General features: G+C 58.9%; 14 protein-coding genes and 1 pseudogene. 14 read left to right on the top strand and 1 reads right to left on the bottom strand.

The genetic code is table 11. From position 1 onward, the window contains the following. Nucleotides 1-3 precede the first annotated feature (3 nt). Complete coding sequence (locus GA830_RS14230; RefSeq protein WP_195162474.1) at nucleotides 4-1,893, bottom strand: SurA N-terminal domain-containing protein; 1,890 nt, start codon at nucleotides 1,891-1,893, stop codon at nucleotides 4-6. A 139-nt stretch (nucleotides 1,894-2,032) separates the two neighbouring features. On the opposite strand from GA830_RS14230, the gene tpiA reads away from it, so the two are divergent. From tpiA to GA830_RS14160, 14 genes and pseudogenes are all read left to right on the top strand, one after another. Beyond that, nucleotides 2,033-2,800, top strand: coding sequence for a triose-phosphate isomerase (gene tpiA, locus GA830_RS14225; protein ID WP_195162473.1), 768 nt, complete (start codon nucleotides 2,033-2,035; stop codon nucleotides 2,798-2,800). Nucleotides 2,801-2,954: 154 nt separating this feature from the next. Further along, nucleotides 2,955-3,356, top strand: a complete 402-nt coding sequence (gene secG, locus GA830_RS14220; protein ID WP_195162472.1) for a preprotein translocase subunit SecG — start codon at nucleotides 2,955-2,957, stop codon at nucleotides 3,354-3,356. Between the two features lie 244 nt (nucleotides 3,357-3,600). Beyond that, the gene (locus GA830_RS14215) at nucleotides 3,601-4,704 is read left to right on the top strand and encodes a L,D-transpeptidase (protein WP_195162471.1); all 1,104 of its coding nucleotides are present in this window, start codon (nucleotides 3,601-3,603) and stop codon (nucleotides 4,702-4,704) included. Between the two features lie 145 nt (nucleotides 4,705-4,849). Continuing rightward, nucleotides 4,850-6,478 carry a CTP synthase gene (locus tag GA830_RS14210; RefSeq protein ID WP_195162470.1) on the top strand — a complete coding sequence of 543 codons (1,629 nt, stop codon included), beginning with the start codon at nucleotides 4,850-4,852 and terminating at the stop codon, nucleotides 6,476-6,478. A gap of 166 nt (nucleotides 6,479-6,644) precedes the next feature. Continuing rightward, nucleotides 6,645-8,157 (top strand): annotated as a pseudogene (locus tag GA830_RS14205) (helicase HerA domain-containing protein). Between the two features lie 218 nt (nucleotides 8,158-8,375). Then, a complete protein-coding gene (locus tag GA830_RS14200; protein WP_195162469.1) occupies nucleotides 8,376-9,245 on the top strand; it encodes a VOC family protein in 870 nt (289 codons plus the stop codon). An 11-nt stretch (nucleotides 9,246-9,256) separates the two neighbouring features. Next, complete coding sequence (kdsA, locus tag GA830_RS14195) at nucleotides 9,257-10,084, top strand: 3-deoxy-8-phosphooctulonate synthase (RefSeq protein ID WP_374939271.1); 828 nt, start codon at nucleotides 9,257-9,259, stop codon at nucleotides 10,082-10,084. 79 nt (nucleotides 10,085-10,163) lie between these two features. Then, the gene (locus tag GA830_RS14190) at nucleotides 10,164-10,367 is read left to right on the top strand and encodes a dodecin family protein (protein WP_195162467.1); all 204 of its coding nucleotides are present in this window, start codon (nucleotides 10,164-10,166) and stop codon (nucleotides 10,365-10,367) included. Nucleotides 10,368-10,434: 67 nt separating this feature from the next. After that, the gene (locus tag GA830_RS14185; RefSeq protein ID WP_195162466.1) at nucleotides 10,435-10,797 is read left to right on the top strand and encodes a PRC-barrel domain-containing protein; all 363 of its coding nucleotides are present in this window, start codon (nucleotides 10,435-10,437) and stop codon (nucleotides 10,795-10,797) included. Nucleotides 10,798-10,951: 154 nt separating this feature from the next. Beyond that, nucleotides 10,952-12,226 carry a phosphopyruvate hydratase gene (gene eno / locus GA830_RS14180; RefSeq protein ID WP_195162465.1) on the top strand — a complete coding sequence of 425 codons (1,275 nt, stop codon included), beginning with the start codon at nucleotides 10,952-10,954 and terminating at the stop codon, nucleotides 12,224-12,226. A gap of 163 nt (nucleotides 12,227-12,389) precedes the next feature. Next, nucleotides 12,390-12,725 carry an FtsB family cell division protein gene (locus tag GA830_RS14175; RefSeq protein ID WP_195162464.1) on the top strand — a complete coding sequence of 112 codons (336 nt, stop codon included), beginning with the start codon at nucleotides 12,390-12,392 and terminating at the stop codon, nucleotides 12,723-12,725. Between the two features lie 196 nt (nucleotides 12,726-12,921). After that, on the top strand, nucleotides 12,922-13,962 hold the full coding sequence (gene pdhA / locus GA830_RS14170; protein WP_195162463.1) for a pyruvate dehydrogenase (acetyl-transferring) E1 component subunit alpha: 1,041 nt from the start codon (nucleotides 12,922-12,924) through the stop codon (nucleotides 13,960-13,962). 13 nt (nucleotides 13,963-13,975) lie between these two features. Continuing rightward, nucleotides 13,976-15,403 carry a pyruvate dehydrogenase complex E1 component subunit beta gene (locus tag GA830_RS14165; RefSeq protein WP_195162462.1) on the top strand — a complete coding sequence of 476 codons (1,428 nt, stop codon included), beginning with the start codon at nucleotides 13,976-13,978 and terminating at the stop codon, nucleotides 15,401-15,403. 13 nt (nucleotides 15,404-15,416) lie between these two features. Beyond that, complete coding sequence (locus GA830_RS14160) at nucleotides 15,417-16,799, top strand: pyruvate dehydrogenase complex dihydrolipoamide acetyltransferase (RefSeq protein ID WP_195162461.1); 1,383 nt, start codon at nucleotides 15,417-15,419, stop codon at nucleotides 16,797-16,799. The last annotated feature ends 23 nt before the right edge of the window (nucleotides 16,800-16,822 follow it).

Genomic DNA, 16,822 nt, shown 5'->3' with positions numbered 1-16,822 from the left:
GCATCACAGCGCCAATGCGCGTTGCACCGCTCCCTGATCGACCGTAACAACATAATCTGCCTGCAGACGCGCGACCAGCTGATCGAGAAGATCATCCGACATGCCGGATGCAAAGACCTTCTTCTGATCATCAGGAACGGCATCGGGACCAGCACCGGCCGGCTCGAACACTTCAGCGACCAGGAAAACGATCTGCGCATCGCCCTGGGGCGAGGACACCGTGCCGGTGCCCTTTTCAGGAACGCCGAACATGGCCGCCACACCCTCCTTGCCGAAATCGGCATCATCGGCCTCGCGCTTCAGGCCGCGCTTGGTCTGCTTTTCCAGGGCCATCTCGGTTGCGATCGTATTAAGGGAGATGCCCGACTTGATGCGTTGTTCGATCTCACCTGCCTTGGCGGCAAGACGTAATTTTGTCTCGGCGGCGGTCCAGTCAGTCACGACAATTGCGCGTACTTCATCCAGAGTGCGATCACGCGCCGGTGTGACCGACTGTACCTCATAGAAGACGTAGCCGTTGCCGGAAGTGGGCAAGGGCGGGTTTTCGACAGAAACTTCTGTCTCGAACGCTGCCTTCAAAACCTCCTGCGACGAGGGGATATCATTGATCACTGCACCATCCGGCTTCAGGGCAGCGCGGTCGATAGCGTCGATGGTGACGACTGTCAGTTTCTGCTTGGCGGCAGCCTCTGCCAGGGAATCACCACCAGCACGGGCATCTTCATAGGCGTCATGCACATCAAGCAGCACCCGGTTGGCTTCGGCCAGCGCCAGATCCTTGCGGATGTCTTCCTTCACCTCGGCGAAGGGCCGCACGATTTCAGGCTTTATATCAGTGACGCGCAGCAGAAGCGGGCCGAAGGCACCGTCCACCGTTCCGCTCACTTCGCTCTCACGCAGGCTGAACGCTGCTTCGGCGATTGCCTTGTCGGCGACCTGATCCTTTGAAAATGTGCCCAGCACCGTGTCGGCAGGGGTTTTGCCCTCGGCTTTAGCAACATCCTCGAACGTCGAGCCGGCATCGATTGAACCGCGCGCTGCCTTGGCGGCGTCGGCGCTTTTGAAGACGATCTGCTCGATGGTTCGGGTCTCGGGAGTGGTGTGGCGCGCCTTGCCGGATTCGTAGTCGGCTGCTACCTGTTCGTCGGTGATTGCGGTCACATCAGCGATGTCAGCCGGCTCGAGCTTTACATAGGCAAGCTTGCGATACTCCGGGGCGGCATAGTTCTTCTTGTTATCCTCGAACCATTTGGCCAGCACGTCATCCGACGGAGCGGTGACCGGTTCCACCAGCGCCTGCGGAAGCGCTACGTAATCTACCGTGCGGTCTTCGCCACGATACAATGCGACCGCGCGCAAAAAGGTGTCGGGCACTTTCATGCCATCCGAAACGGCCTCAACGATCTGCTGGCGCACCGCCACCTTGGCGCGGCTGTCCAGATAATCTGCCGGACGCATGCCCGCCTGCTGCAGGATGAAATCAAACTGCCGGCGGTCGAACTGGCCGCCCGGGCCCTGGAAAGCAGGATCTTCGCGGGTGAGATCAGCGAGCCGCTCTTGCGACAGACCGAGCCCCATTTTGCGCGCCTGCTCGTCGAGCACGGCACCTGCTATCAGTTGCGCCAAGACCTGCTGGTCGATGCCGAAGGCGGTTGCCTGCTCGCGCGTTATGCGCTGGCCGAACTGCTGCGACAACACCGAGATCTGGCGATCATAGGCGAGCCGGTATTCGTTGATCGACACCGTGGTCTTGCCGGCGGTCACGACGCTCTGTCCGCCCAGACCGCCTGCCACCTGGCCTGAAATGCCCCAGGCCGCAAAGCTGAGCACCAGAAGTAGCAAAAGACCTTTGGCGACCCAGGTTCCGGCCGCATTGCGCAATGTTTCAAGCATTCTCAAATCCAGTTTTGGCGCATCCAGCGCGCCGGTATTGCACGGCAATAGCGTCCTTCGCCGCGGCTGTCGATTGCTTTGTGGCTCGATTTTGCTAGGGAGGTGCGGCCAAGAGCAAGCAATTTTAGGGAGATGCGCGATGACGCCTGGGGTTCGTCCGCTGGTCGCGGGAAACTGGAAGATGAACGGCACCAGCGCCCAGCTGACCGAATTGCACTCAATTGGCAATGGGTTCATGCAAGGACTTGACGCGGAAACCGAGGCGCTGATCTGCGTGCCGGCGACCCTTTTGCATCGCGCCGCAGAGATCTTGCACCGTACTCCAGTGATGGCGGGCGGCCAAGACTGCCACGGCAATATCAGTGGCGCCCATACCGGCGATGTTTCGGCTGAGATGCTAAAGGATGCCGGCGCCAGTCATGTGATTGTCGGGCACTCTGAGCGCCGCAGCGACCACAACGAAGACGACGCGACCGTCCACGCTAAGGCACAAGCCGCGTGGCGCGCCGGGTTAACGGCTGTGATCTGTATCGGGGAGACACTCTCCGAGCGCGAATCAGGCACGACGCTTGATATCCTGACCCGTCAGATTTCAGGGTCTGTCCCGGCGGATGCAACATCCAAGAACGCGGTGATTGCCTACGAGCCGGTTTGGGCCATTGGCACAGGACTGACGCCGACGAAATATGATATCGCCGAGGCGCATGCACATATACGCGAACACCTCCATGCAGCGTTGGGCGCTGAGGCTTCGCGTATGCGCATTCTCTATGGTGGTTCGGTAAAACCCTCCAATGCCGCCGAAATTCTCGGCATCGTCCATGTCGACGGCGCACTGGTGGGCGGCGCCAGCCTCAAGGCATCCGATTTCCTGGGCATCGCCGAAGCCTGCCATCACGTAGGGTAGGGATAAATCGGTATTTTTGTTGTTTTGGATCAGTCCGCCCCCATATTCGGGGCCGGGCTTGGAAATGGCGCCAAAGCCGTGTATCTGACCCGACTTCAAGGCTGGTCCAAACATATGGATCGCCCCCTTCAAATTTTCGTCGGAACGAGCATCCATGGGTAATATTGTCAGCACCGTCGTCATCGTCATTCACCTGATGGTGGTTCTTGCGCTGGTGGGCGTGGTCCTTTTGCAGCGCTCCGAAGGCGGCGGTCTCGGTATTGGCGGCGGCTCCGGCTTCATGTCTGCGCGCGGTGCGTCCAACGCATTGACCCGCTCGACAGCAATCCTGGCGACACTTTTCTTTGTCACATCGCTGTCGCTGTCGGTCATGGCCCGCTACGGCGAAAAGCCGACCGACATCCTGGACCGTGTTCCCGCGGCGTCAGGCCAACAGGCGCCGACAGGTGGAGCCGGCGTACTTGATCAGCTCGGCGGAGCGCCTACGTCTTCCGACCCGGCTACAGCACCAGCTTCTACCGAGCCGGCTGTTCCTGCGGTGCCGACCGGTCAGTAATACCTTTTGGCGCTATGCCCACCCAAAGCGACTCCCGTCTGCAGGGTGGTTGGCTGGCGTAAGCTGTTGCACTTTCAACACACTAAGTGTGAATGCGCTAAATTAACCTTCTGCGTTGCACAAGCATCTTGAGGGCAGGGCGCGATAGAGCCTATAAGCATCGTTAGGGAAAGCTGAGCGATATCGCGCTGATTGGCATGGCGAATCGGGACAGATTTCCAGTCCATACCCGGGTGATTCAGACATGATTTCTCGCAGCCTCGTCCTCCTCGGCATTGGCGCAGCCCTGCTGTTTGCGGTGCCTTCCGTTTCTTATTCAGCCAGCGCCACGGCCGCGAAATCGGTCGAGGCTCCGCAGAAGAAGCTGATCAAAAAATCAGCCAACAAATCCAAGGCGAAAAGCCAGGCTACTGCCTCTGCCAAGAAAAAGGCGAAGGTTAAGCCTGAAGCAGAGGTTGTCGAGGCGAAGAAGCCAGTAGGGCTATTTGCCGCCCTGTTCGGTCCGCCCGACAACTCCAAGGCGGATACAGCCAAGGCGGTCGCCAAGATAAAGGCCGGCGAAAAGGTACGCGTTGAAAAGCTAGCCGCTGCCAGACAGGCCAAGGAAGACGCGAAAGCCGCGAAAGACGCCAAGCTTGCCGCAGCGAAAGCGACAGAACGGCAAAAAACTGAAATTTTGAAGCCTATGCAGCCGGTACAACAGCTTCCCTCGGTGCAACTGGTTTCAGCCAGCGGCAATGAGAGTGAACTGCGCAGCGAAAAAACGATGCCGCGTTCGGGGCTGTTCGGTGTGATATTTGGCGACGAACAGGTGATGCTGCCGCAGACGCGTGCCCTGGACGCCGCGCTGGCGCAGAAGGATGCGCACAAGAACTTTAAGGTGAAGTCAGAATTCGAGCCGCAGGAGGTCGAATTCCGCGGCTACCAGCGCGGCCAGATTGTTATCGATACGCGTGCGCGTTTTCTCTATCTGATCCAGTCGGACTCTTCGGCCCGCCGATACGCCATCGCAGTCGGTCGTGAAGGGCTGGAGTTTAAAGGCTCCGCCAAGGTTGGCGACAAGCAGGAATGGCCGCGCTGGATCCCCACCAAAGACATGCAGGAGCGTGATCCGAAGAAATATGGTCAGTATGCCGATGGCATGCCCGGTGGTCCTGAAAATCCGCTCGGTGCCCGCGCCATCTATCTCTACCAGGGCAACAAGGACACTCATATCCGCATCCACGGCACCAACCAGCCGCAGACTATTGGCACCAATTCGTCGAATGGCTGCTTCCGCATGGTCAATGACCATGTGAAGGACCTGTACGGTCGTGTGGGCATGGGCACCGAAGTCATCGTGCTCTAGGCGTTTCAAAAATTACTAAAAAGCCGGCTCTCGTGCCGGCTTTTTTGTTGCCGGCAAAATCGAGGATGAGCGCAGACATGAAAAGCTTGAACAGCGCAATTTTTCGCTGGCGGAATCGGTTGCACGGGGCTAAGCCCTGAATCCCATGGCGCGATATGTTTTTATCACCGGCGGCGTGGTTTCCTCACTTGGAAAAGGCATCGCTGCAGCGGCCCTTGGGGCTCTCTTGCAGGCACGTGGATATCGCGTGCGGATCCGAAAACTCGACCCCTATCTGAATGTTGATCCCGGCACGATGTCACCCTACCAGCATGGTGAGGTGTTTGTGACCGATGACGGCGCAGAGACGGATCTTGATCTGGGGCACTATGAGCGGTTCACGGGTCGCTCTGCCAACCAGAACGACAACATCACCACCGGGCGAATCTACAAAAACATCATCGAGAAGGAACGCCGTGGCGATTATCTCGGCGCCACCGTTCAGGTCATTCCGCACGTCACCGACGAGATCAAGAATTTCATCACCGGCGGCAACGAGGATTTCGACTTCGTCCTCTGCGAGATAGGCGGCACGGTGGGTGACATCGAGGCTATGCCGTTTCTGGAAGCCATCCGCCAGCTTGGGAATGATCTGCCGCGTGGGCAGGCAGTCTATGTGCACCTGACCCTGATGCCGTGGATTCCAGCTGCCGGCGAATTGAAGACCAAGCCGACGCAGCATTCCGTAAAAGAGCTGCGTTCCATCGGTATAGCGCCCGATATTTTGCTGGTGCGCGCCGATCGCGATATTCCAGTCGAGGAACGCAAAAAACTGTCGCTGTTTTGCAATGTGCGTGAAAGTGCTGTCATCCAGGCGCTGGACGTCGCGCATATTTACGATGTGCCGATGGCCTACCATAAGGAAGGGCTGGATTCCGAAGTGCTGGCCGCTTTTGGCATTGAGCCTGCGCCCAAGCCACGGATGGAACGCTGGCAGGAGATTTCGACCCGCATCCACAACCCCGAGGGCGAAGTCACCATCGCCGTGGTGGGCAAATATACCGGTCTCAAGGACGCCTACAAATCGCTGATGGAAGCACTGTCGCATGGCGGCATGGCCAACCGGGTGCGCGTCAAACTCGACTGGATCGAGAGCGAGGTTTTTGAGAAAGAAGACCCAGCTCCCTTCCTCGAAAAGGTGCACGGCATTCTGGTGCCGGGCGGCTTTGGCGAGCGCGGCTCAGAAGGCAAGATTTTGGCCGCCAAATTCGCCCGTGAGCGCAAGGTGCCATATTTCGGCATCTGCTTTGGCATGCAGATGGCCTGCATTGAAGCGGCGCGGTCGTTGGCGGGGATCGACAACGCATCCTCGACAGAGTTCGGGCCCACGCAGGAACCGGTGGTTGGCCTGATGACCGAATGGCTGAAGGGTAACATGCTTGAAAAGCGCCTCGCAGCCGGTGATCTGGGTGGAACGATGCGCCTCGGGGCCTATGCAGGCGAGCTCGCAAAGGGCTCGAAGATCGCCGAGATTTACGGCGACACACAGATCTCCGAACGCCACCGCCACCGCTACGAGGTCAATATTGACTATAAAGAGCGGCTGGAAGCGTGCGGGCTGGTATTTGCCGGCATGTCGCCCGATGGCGTGTTGCCCGAGACAGTCGAATATCCGGACCATCCCTGGTTCATCGGGGTTCAGTACCATCCAGAACTCAAAAGCCGCCCGTTTGAACCGCACCCGCTGTTCGCCAGCTTTATCACGGCAGCGGTGGAACAGAGCCGGCTGGTTTAAGCGGTAGATTCGGGTCTACTACGAGCTGGCGTTGGCACGTTTCTGCTCGCCAGACCAACCATCTGTGGGTTTTGGCAATTGAAGTGGGCATCGACTGATCCATGATGCTATCGAAAGCACGGCGCGCCGGAGGCGCGCTCACGCGGGATGGCATTCAGGAGATCCAATGAAAGTCGGCATCGACATGGGGGCGACGGCTGCCGGTGCGCCGGCGCTTGTCGATCTGGAGGAGCTGCTCGCCACCCGACTTTTGGTGCAGGGCAATTCCGGCTCCGGCAAATCGCATCTCTTGCGCCGCCTGCTTGAGCAGAGCGCGCCGTGGGTGCAGCAATGCGTGATCGATCCCGAAGGTGATTTCGTTACGCTGGCTGACAAATTCGGCCATGTGGTGGTAGATGCCGTGCGGACCGAGGCCGAGCTTGCGCGGATCGCCCAGCGCATCCGGCAGCACCGGGTTTCAGTTGTGCTCAATCTGGAAGGTCTTGATGTCGAGCAACAGATGCGTGCCGCAGCAACCTTTCTGAACGGCATGTTCGATGCTGACCGCGATTTTTGGTATCCGGTTCTGGTGGTGGTGGACGAAGCGCAGCTTTTTGCGCCTGCGGTAGCCGGCGAAGTGTCCGACGATGCGCGCAAGACCTCGCTTGGAGCGATGACCAATCTGATGTGCCGGGGCCGCAAACGCGGGCTTGCCGGTGTGATTGCCACGCAGCGGTTGGCAAAGCTTGCCAAGAATGTCGCCGCGGAAGCCTCCAACTTTTTGATGGGGCGCACGTTTCTCGACATCGACATGGCGCGTGCGGCCGATCTTCTGGGCATGGAGCGGCGGCAGGCCGAAATGTTTCGTGATCTTGCGCGCGGCCATTTCGTCGCGCTCGGACCCGCCGTGTCGCGCCGACCGCTGCCGATAACGATTGGCATGGTGGAAACCGCGCCGCGTTCGGTGAGCCCAAAGCTGATGCCGCTGCCCGAGACCAGCACGGAAGCGACGCTCGACCTGGTGTTCAAGCCTGGAGCTGAAGAACCGCGTGCTGCTCCACGGCGCGCCGCCGGCGCCGGCGCCGACGCCGACAGCCGATATTCTGGCCCAGCTCTCGCGCCCGGCGCCAAGGCCCGATGCGCCTGAGCAGCCGGTTTTCGCAGCATTTGACGCAGCTGAGCGGGAAGCCCAGATCGACGCCGTGATGGCCGGCATATTGGGTGACCCCGATGCAGCGTTTCGGCCTGTGGCAGTGCTCTATCAGGACTTTCTGGTGCGCTGCCGAATCGCGCGCGTCGCAGGTGATGCCCCAACCATGAGTGTGTTTCGGCGCAAGCTGGCGATCGCGCGTGCCGGTGTTGATATTGAAACGGCGACCGGGGAGGCCTGGCAGCAGGCGCTTCTCCTATCTGAAAACGTCGCCGAGGATTTACAGGGGGTTTTTCTGATTGTCGCCAAAGCCGCGGTAAAAACCGAACCTTGTCCTTCCGATGCCGCACTGGCACGTGCCTATGGAAGCCATTCGCCGAGCCGCGCTCGCCGCCTGCTCACCTATTTCGAGGAGCAGGGACTTCTGGTGGTGCGTACCGATCTGCGCGGCAGTCGGATTTTGGCGTTTCCCGATCTGGGCTGCGAAACAGGGCCGGGCGATCCCAACCGACCAGACGATTTTGCGGCCGTCGGCGATGCTGCCGAGTGAAAGAGAAACGGGCGGATTTCCGATCCGCCCGTTCGTTTCCATGGCGCGTCTCAAGCCCGAGCGAATTTTGGCCTGAGCTATGTGCCGCGGTGCGCAGTATAGAAGAGATGACACCCCTATTTGCGACCCCGAAGAACCAGCCTTTGCCAAAACTGCTGAGACCCGATGCCTGACTACGCTGCTTGAACCATGCGAAGGTTTGGGGCACACCGTGATGCATGGCACTTCCCATCGATCATCTCGTCCTGCCAGTGGACGATCTTTCTATTGCGCGCAGCCGCTATTGCGCGCTGGGTTTCACCGTCGCCGCCCAAGGCGTGCATCCGTTCGGTACGGTGAATGCCTGTGTCTATCTGGGCGGGGGCACGTTTCTGGAACCGCTGGCGATCGGTGATCCAGATGCGGCAGAGGCAGCGGTCCAGTCGGGCAATGTTTTTGTGGCGCGAGACCGGACTTTTCGTACGGTCCATGGCCCAGAGGGTTTTTCGGCGCTGGTGCTCGGGACGAATAATGCTGTGTCTGATGATGCCCGCTACCGGCAGGCTGACATTTCGGCAGGCCCGCTGCTGGATTTTGAACGACCCTTTGTCGACGGCCACGGCCGGTCAGACGTGGCAGCTTTTAGGCTTGCTTTTGCGGCGGAGCGCGGTTCAGAAGGCACGTTCTTCTTTGCGTGCGAGCGGGTGAACGTTCCACAAGTAGACCGTGCAGCACTTGAGCGTCATGACAATGGCGTGCTGGGGCTTTTGGGCGTGGTGTTGGCTGCAGCCCAGCCATCGCAGCATTGTGCATTTCTGGAAAGCATGAGCAGAGGCGTCGCAGTGGCTGATGCAAGTGGCGGCCTATCGGTCGATGCGGGCAATGCTTATATCGTGGTGGCCACGCCGTCCACGCTGGCTGTCCGTTTTGGTATTGAAGTCGGGCCGGGCGGACTGATGCCCTGTGCCGCCCGGTTCGGAGTCGCCAACATCGACGCCGCCGAAAGGCTTTTCAAGGCCGGCGGCATTGACTACGAGAGACGCGAAACCTGCCTTGTGGTGCCACGTGCGCCGGGGCAGGGAACAGCTTTCATATTCGAGGCAGCCTGATGGAAAATGCGATGAAACCGAACGGGAGCGTGAGCGCCGGCAGTGTGGTGTTTTCAAATACCGCGTCACTCAGCCTTATTGCCGGGCCGTGCCAACTCGAATCGCGTCAGCATGCCTTTGATATGGCAGGTGCGCTAAAGGAGATGTGCGAAAAACTCGGCATCGGGCTCGTCTATAAGTCCAGCTTCGACAAGGCCAACCGGACATCGCTGTCGGGCACCCGTGGCGCTGGGCTGGACGCAGCGCTGCCGGTGTTTGCCGACATCAAGAAAGAATTCGGCCTGCCAGTGCTGACTGACGTCCACACTGAGGAACAGTGCAAGGCGGTGGGCGCGATCGTCGATATTCTTCAGATTCCAGCTTTCCTGTCGCGCCAGACCGATCTTTTGATTGCGGCAGCCAAAACCGGAAAAATCGTCAATGTGAAAAAAGGCCAGTTTCTGGCGCCGTGGGACATGAAGAATGTCGTGGCCAAAGTGACTTCTTCGGGCAATTCCAACGTGCTGGTGACCGAGCGCGGCGCGTCTTTCGGCTACAACACGCTGGTGTCTGACATGCGCGCGCTGCCGATCATGGCCGAGATCGGTGCGCCTGTGATTTTTGATGCCACCCATTCGGTGCAGCAGCCGGGCGGGCAGGGTGGTTCTTCGGGCGGCGAGCGGCGCTTTGTCGAAACGCTGGCGCGCGCAGCCGTGGCTGTGGGTGTTGCCGGTGTCTTCATCGAAACCCACCAAGACCCCGATAACGCGCCGTCTGATGGGCCGAATATGGTGGCGCTGAAAGACCTGCCGGCATTGCTGGAACGGCTGATGGCATTTGACAGGGTGGCAAAAGGTTAAGGCTGCCGGCCGGCGGCAATTGCCCTTCTGCGGTTTCTGGTTGTAGGCTTCACACCTCAACAACCCAAAGGAGGACCGCATGTCAGTAGCCCGCGTTACAGAAATTACTGCCTCGTCGAAAAAGAGCTTTCAAGATGCCATCGAGAAGGGAATTGAGCGCGCCGCGCAGACACTTAAAAACATTGAAAGCGCTTGGATCAAGGATCAGAAGATGGTCATCAAGGACGGTAAGATTGCCGCCTACCGGGTGAACATGAAGATCACCTTCGTTCTCGCTGACTGAGGGTTTATCCGGAACCATCAATGCGTCTCCTCATTGTTCTTGCACCTTGCAACATGAGGAGACGACTATGACCACACAGACCGGACACACCAATGCCATTGCTGCATCGCGCGTTATGGGCACCGAAGTCTACAACAGCGAAGGCGAGCATATCGGTGAGATTGAAGACGTGATGCTGGAAAAGAGCTCGAACCAAATCATGTATGCCGTCATCGGCTTTGGCGGATTTTTGGGCATCGGCGAAAAATACCATGCCGTGCCGTGGTCGGCGCTCGACTACGTGCCCGACCAGGGCGGATATGTCGTGCCCTTCAGCAAGGAAATGCTGCAAAACGCGCCGTCACACTCTATCGAGGAGTTGACCGGCAACAATGGGCTGAACGCCCGAAACGCCTCGTACTCCTATTACAACCAGACTCCTTACTGGTGATCGCGTCACTTTATTAGCTAGATGAAAACAGCGGCTCCCACTTGGGGGCCGTTTCCATTTCAAGGCTAAATTTTGTCGCCCGCATTGCCTTTTTATCTGCTTTGGCTATGACGGACGCGGCCCATTCACGCGGTTTCTAAAGGGATTTCACACCATGACAGCCATCGTCGATATCATCGGACGCGAAATTCTGGACAGCCGCGGCAATCCCACTGTCGAGGTGGATGTCGTGCTCGAAGATGGCTCGATGGGTCGCGCCGCCGTTCCTTCAGGCGCGTCGACCGGCGCCCATGAGGCGATGGAACTGCGCGATGGTGGTAAGCGGTATCTGGGCAAGGGTGTTGAAAAGGCCGTCGAGGCCGTTAACAGCGAGATTTTTGAAGCCATCGGCGGCATGGATGCCGAAAACCAGATCCATATCGACCAGACCATGATCGAGCTCGACGGCACCGCGAACAAAAGCCGGCTCGGCGCCAACGCCATTTTGGGCGTCTCGCTTGCCGTGGCCAAGGCAGCCGCCGAAGCTGCCGGACTGCCGCTCTATCGCTATGTCGGCGGCGCTCGAGCGCATGTGTTGCCGGTGCCGATGATGAACATTATCAATGGCGGGGCGCACGCCGACAATCCGATCGATTTCCAGGAATTCATGATCATGCCAGTCGGCGCGCCGACGTTGCGCGAGGCTGTGCGCTGGGGTTCTGAAATTTTCCACACGCTGAAAAGCGGATTGAAGGACGCCGGTCACAACACCAATGTGGGTGATGAAGGCGGTTTTGCGCCGAATCTGAAAAGCGCGCAGGCTGCACTTGATTTCGTCATGGCGTCCATCGAAAAGGCGGGATTCAAGCCGGGTGAAGACGTGGCGCTGGCGCTGGACTGCGCTGCGACCGAATTCTTCAAGGATGGATCCTACGTCTACGAGGGCGAGAACAAGACGCGTGACCCCAGGGCGCAGGCAGAATATCTGGCAAAGCTGGCTGCCGATTATCCGATCATTTCCATAGAAGACGGCATGTCGGAAGATGATTGGGAAGGCTGGAAGCGCCTGACTGATCTGTGCGGCAAAACCGTCCAGCTGGTGGGCGATGATCTGTTCGTTACCAACTCCTCGCGCCTACGTGATGGCATCAAAATGGGCGTCGCCAATTCGATCCTGGTAAAAGTAAACCAGATCGGCACGCTGACTGAAACGCTGGATGCGGTCGAAACCGCACACAAAGCCGCCTATACCGTGGTCATGTCGCACCGATCCGGCGAGACCGAGGATTCGACTATTTCCGACCTCGCCGTTGCGACCAACTGCGGACAGATCAAGACCGGCTCTCTGGCACGGTCGGACCGGACTGCAAAATACAACCAGCTGATCCGCATCGAGGAAGAGCTTGGTACCCAGGCACAGTTTGCCGGACGGTCGATCCTGCGCGGGTAGATGTTTACACGGGACGAGGGGCTGCCCTCTTCCATCCAAGGTGTTGCCCGACCCGCCATGCGGGTCGGTGACGGGAGTGCACCAAAATCGTTCCCGCTGCTCCTGCTCGTAACCGGCCATTAAGCATGAGCAGCGCACAAAGAGGTGCAACGGAAATCGCGCCATGTGGACACGCCAGCACAAGCAGAGAAATACCGGACGGCTGATCGTGCCGGCTATTTGCGCTGCGTTCCTCGCGTATTTTGGCTATCATGCTTACCACGGCGAATTCGGCATCTATTCGAAACATCGCGTTGAGGCGCGTGTCGCCGAATTGCAGCAGGACCTCGCCACGGTTCGGAAAGAACGTCTGCAGCTAGAGCACCGGGTGCGGCTTTTGCACGACGGCACCATTGAAAAAGATATGCTTGACGAACAAGCGCGGCGCGCCCTCAACGTCTCAAATCCCGATGAAATCATTATCATGCTCGACAGGCAGGATTGGCGACCTGCTCGTTAACTGAAATGCAGTTAATCATCGATAATTCCTTGAAATAGAACAGTTTAGCTGCATGCCAGCCATGCATTTTTCCGCATGGCTTAGCGTCATATTGCGTGCTAGCTTTTGATCAGCCAGGGAGGTGGCGTATTGCTCGCAATCGCTTGCGCGCAGCCTCCCTAATGTCCGAAAAGAGACAGCCAACCGGGAGTGATCGATGGCGACAGCCACGAAGAAGACGCCTGTAAAGTCGAAATCCGAGGGCAAGGCTGCGCTTCCCGCGACGCCCAAGCCGGCTGAGTTTGACAAGACGCAGGAGCTTGATGCCTACCGCGCCATGCTTTTGATCCGCCGCTTCGAGGAAAAGGCCGGCCAACTCTACGGCATGGGTTTTATCGGCGGCTTTTGCCACCTTTATATCGGCCAGGAAGCCGTCGTCACCGGCATGAAGATGGCGCTGATTGAAGGCGACCAGATGATCACCGCCTATCGTGATCACGGCCACATGCTGGCCATGGACATGACGCCGCGTGGCGTAATGGCCGAACTGACCGGACGCCGCGGCGGCTACTCGCGTGGCAAGGGCGGTTCCATGCACATGTTCTCCAAGGAAAAGAATTTCTACGGCGGCCACGGCATTGTCGGCGCGCAGGTGTCATTGGGCACCGGGCTTGCCTTCGCCAACCGCTACCGCGAGAACAAGAATGTTTCGCTGACCTATTTTGGCGACGGTGCTGCCAATCAGGGCCAGGTCTATGAAAGCTTCAACATGGCCTCGCTGTGGAAGCTGCCGGTGATCTACATCATCGAAAACAACCGCTACGCAATGGGCACATCGGTGTCGCGTTCGTCTGCCGAGACTGACTTTTCGCACCGCGGCGCCTCGTTCAAGATCCCTGGTATCCAGGTCGATGGCATGGATGTGCGCGCGGTGAAGTCGGCAGCCGACTTGGCAACAGAATGGTGTCGCTCCGGCAAGGGGCCGATCATCCTCGAAATGCAGACCTACCGCTATCGCGGCCACTCCATGTCCGACCCGGCCAAATATCGAACCAAGGAGGAAGTGCAGAAAATGCGCTCCGAGCAGGATCCGATCGAGCAGGTGAAGGCGCGCGTGCTGGACAAAAAGTGGGCCACCGAAGACGAACTCAAGGCCATCGACAAGGAGGTTCGCGACATTGTCGCCGATGCCGCCGAATTCGCGCAAACCGATCCCGAGCCGGATGCATCCGAGCTCTGGACCGATATTCTGCTGTAAGGGAGCGCGAACGATGCCGATTGAAATTTTGATGCCCGCGCTCTCGCCGACGATGGAAGAGGGCAATGTTTCCAAATGGCTGAAGAATGAAGGCGACAAGGTCGCGCCCGGCGATGTGATTGCCGAAATTGAGACCGACAAGGCGACCATGGAAGTGGAGGCGGTCGACGAAGGCACGCTTGGCAAAATCCTGATCGCCGCCGGCACGGAAGGCGTGAAGGTCAACACGCCGATTGCCATTCTTTTGCAGGATGGCGAAAGCGCCGACGATCTGGACGCCGCAAAACCCGCACCGAAGGCCGACGACAAGCCGAAGGCGGCTAACAAGGACGCAGCTGATTCGGGCGCAGCAGGCGACAAGGCCGATGAAGAACCTGCTTCCAAGGAAGCGGCAAAGGTTCCAGCGGCGCCAAAGGCTGAAGCGGTCGCGGATCCAGATATCCCTTCGGGCACCGAAATGGTGCAGACCACAGTGCGTGAAGCGCTGCGCGATGCCATGGCGGAAGAAATGCGCCGCGACAGCGACGTTTTCATCATGGGCGAGGAAGTCGCCGAATATCAGGGCGCCTACAAGATCACTCAAGGGTTGCTGCAGGAGTTCGGCGCGCGCCGCGTGGTCGATACGCCGATCACCGAACATGGTTTTGCCGGCGTCGGCGTTGGCGCGGCGATGGCCGGGCTGAAGCCGATTGTCGAGTTCATGACGTTCAATTTTGCCATGCAGGCGATTGACCAGATCATCAATTCGGCAGCCAAGACACTTTATATGTCGGGTGGCCAGATGGGTGCGCCCATTGTGTTCCGGGGGCCAAATGGCGCTGCAGCGCGTGTCGGCGCCCAGCACAGCCAGGATTATGCCGCCTGGTACAGCCACATTCCGGGGCTGAAAGTGGTGATGCCTTACAGCGCCGCCGACGCCAAGGGCCTGTTGAAGGCAGCGATCCGCGATCCGAACCCGGTGATCTTCCTCGAAAACGAGATACTTTACGGCCAGAGCTTCGAAGTGCCCAAGATGGATGATTTCGTCCTGCCCATCGGCAAGGCGCGTATCCACAAGAAGGGCAAGGACGTCACCATCGTCTCATTCAGCATAGGCATGACCTATGCGATCAAGGCGGAAGTGGAACTGGCCAAGATGGGCATCGATGCCGAGATCATCGATCTCCGAACCATCCGCCCGATGGATCTCGATACAGTCATCGAATCGGTGAAAAAGACAAACCGCCTCGTTGTGGTGGAAGAAGGGTTCCCGCAATCCTCAGTCGGCGACTTCATTGCCAACCAGGTCTCGCAGCGCGCTTTTGATTTTCTGGATGCACCCGTCATTACGGTCGCCGGCAAAGACGTGCCGATGCCCTATGCGGCCAATCTCGAAAAGCTTGCATTGCCCAATGTCGGCGAAGTCGTTGCGGCGGTGAAAGCCGTCACGTATCGGTCGTAGGGAGCAAGCGCGGATGCCCATCAACATCACCATGCCGGCTCTTTCTCCGACGATGGAGGAGGGCAATTTGTCCAAATGGCTGGTCAAAGAAGGCGATCATGTTGCGCCCGGCGACATCATCGCCGAGATAGAGACCGACAAGGCGACCATGGAAGTCGAGGCCGTCGATGAAGGCACCGTTGCCAAGCTAGTGGTCGCCGCAGGCACCGAGGGCGTCAAGGTCAATGCGCTGATTGCCGTTCTGGCCGCCGAAGGCGAGGATGCCGCTGAGGCCGCCAAGGGCGCCGGTGATGCGGCACCCGCCAAGGCCGACACACCTAAAGCCGAAGGGCAAAAGACCGAAGCAAAACAGGATATCAAAGCGGAAGCGAAGGCTGCGCCGGCAAAGGCCGAGCCCGCGAAGACTGACGATAAGAAAACGGACGTGGCACCAACAGCCAATGGCCAGGACAAGGGCGAGCGCGTCTTTGCCTCTCCGCTGGCCCGCCGGATTGCCAAAGACGCTAATGTCGATCTTGCTGCGCTGTCGGGCTCGGGCCCTCACGGACGCGTGGTCAAGGCCGATGTGGAGGCCGCAGTCGCTGGTGGCGGTGCCAGGAGTGATGCCAAGCCAACGGGCGGCGCAGCATCTCCTGCTGCAAAGCCGATGTCGGACGATGCGGTGCTAAAACTCTTCCAGGAAGGCTCTTACGAGCTCATCCCGCACGACAATATGCGCAAGACCATTGCGCGCCGGCTGGTCGAGGCCAAGAGCACGATCCCGCATTTCTATCTGACGCTGGATTGCAAGCTCGACGCACTGTTGGCGCTACGGGTGCAGATCAATGCGGCTGCTCCGGTCAAAAAGACCGACAAGGGCGAGGTTCCGGCATACAAGGTATCGGTCAATGATTTCATCATCAAGGCGTTGGCGTTGGCGCTGCGCGACGTGCCGACGGCCAATGTTTCGTGGACCGAGGCCAATATGGTGCAGCACAAGCATTGCGACGTCGGCGTTGCCGTCTCCATCCCAGGCGGGCTGATCACGCCCATCGTGCGCCGCGCCGAGGAAAAGACCTTGTCGGCTATCGCCAATGAGATGAAGGATCTGGCCGGTCGTGCGCGAAACCGAAAACTGAAGCCGGAAGAATATCAGGGCGGCTCGTCAGCCGTCTCTAATCTCGGCATGTTCGGCATCAAGGATTTTGCCGCCGTCATCAACCCGCCGCACGCGACCATTCTGGCCGTTGGTGCTGGCGAGGAGCGGGCGGTGGTGAAGGATGGAAAGATCGAGGTGGCGACTATCATGTCGGTGACGCTGTCGACTGACCATCGCGCTGTTGATGGTGCTCTGGGTGCCGAGCTTCTGGTCGCCTTCCAGCGCCACATTGAAAATCCGATCGGCATGCTGGTCTAGGTTCCGGGACCGGGGGCAAAAGG

The sequence above is a fragment of the Mesorhizobium sp. NBSH29 genome (assembly GCF_015500055.1).
GTDB lineage: Bacteria > Pseudomonadota > Alphaproteobacteria > Rhizobiales > Rhizobiaceae > Neomesorhizobium.
Note: the sequence above shows the minus strand (reverse complement) of the source record. Positions and strands in the feature narration are given on the sequence as shown.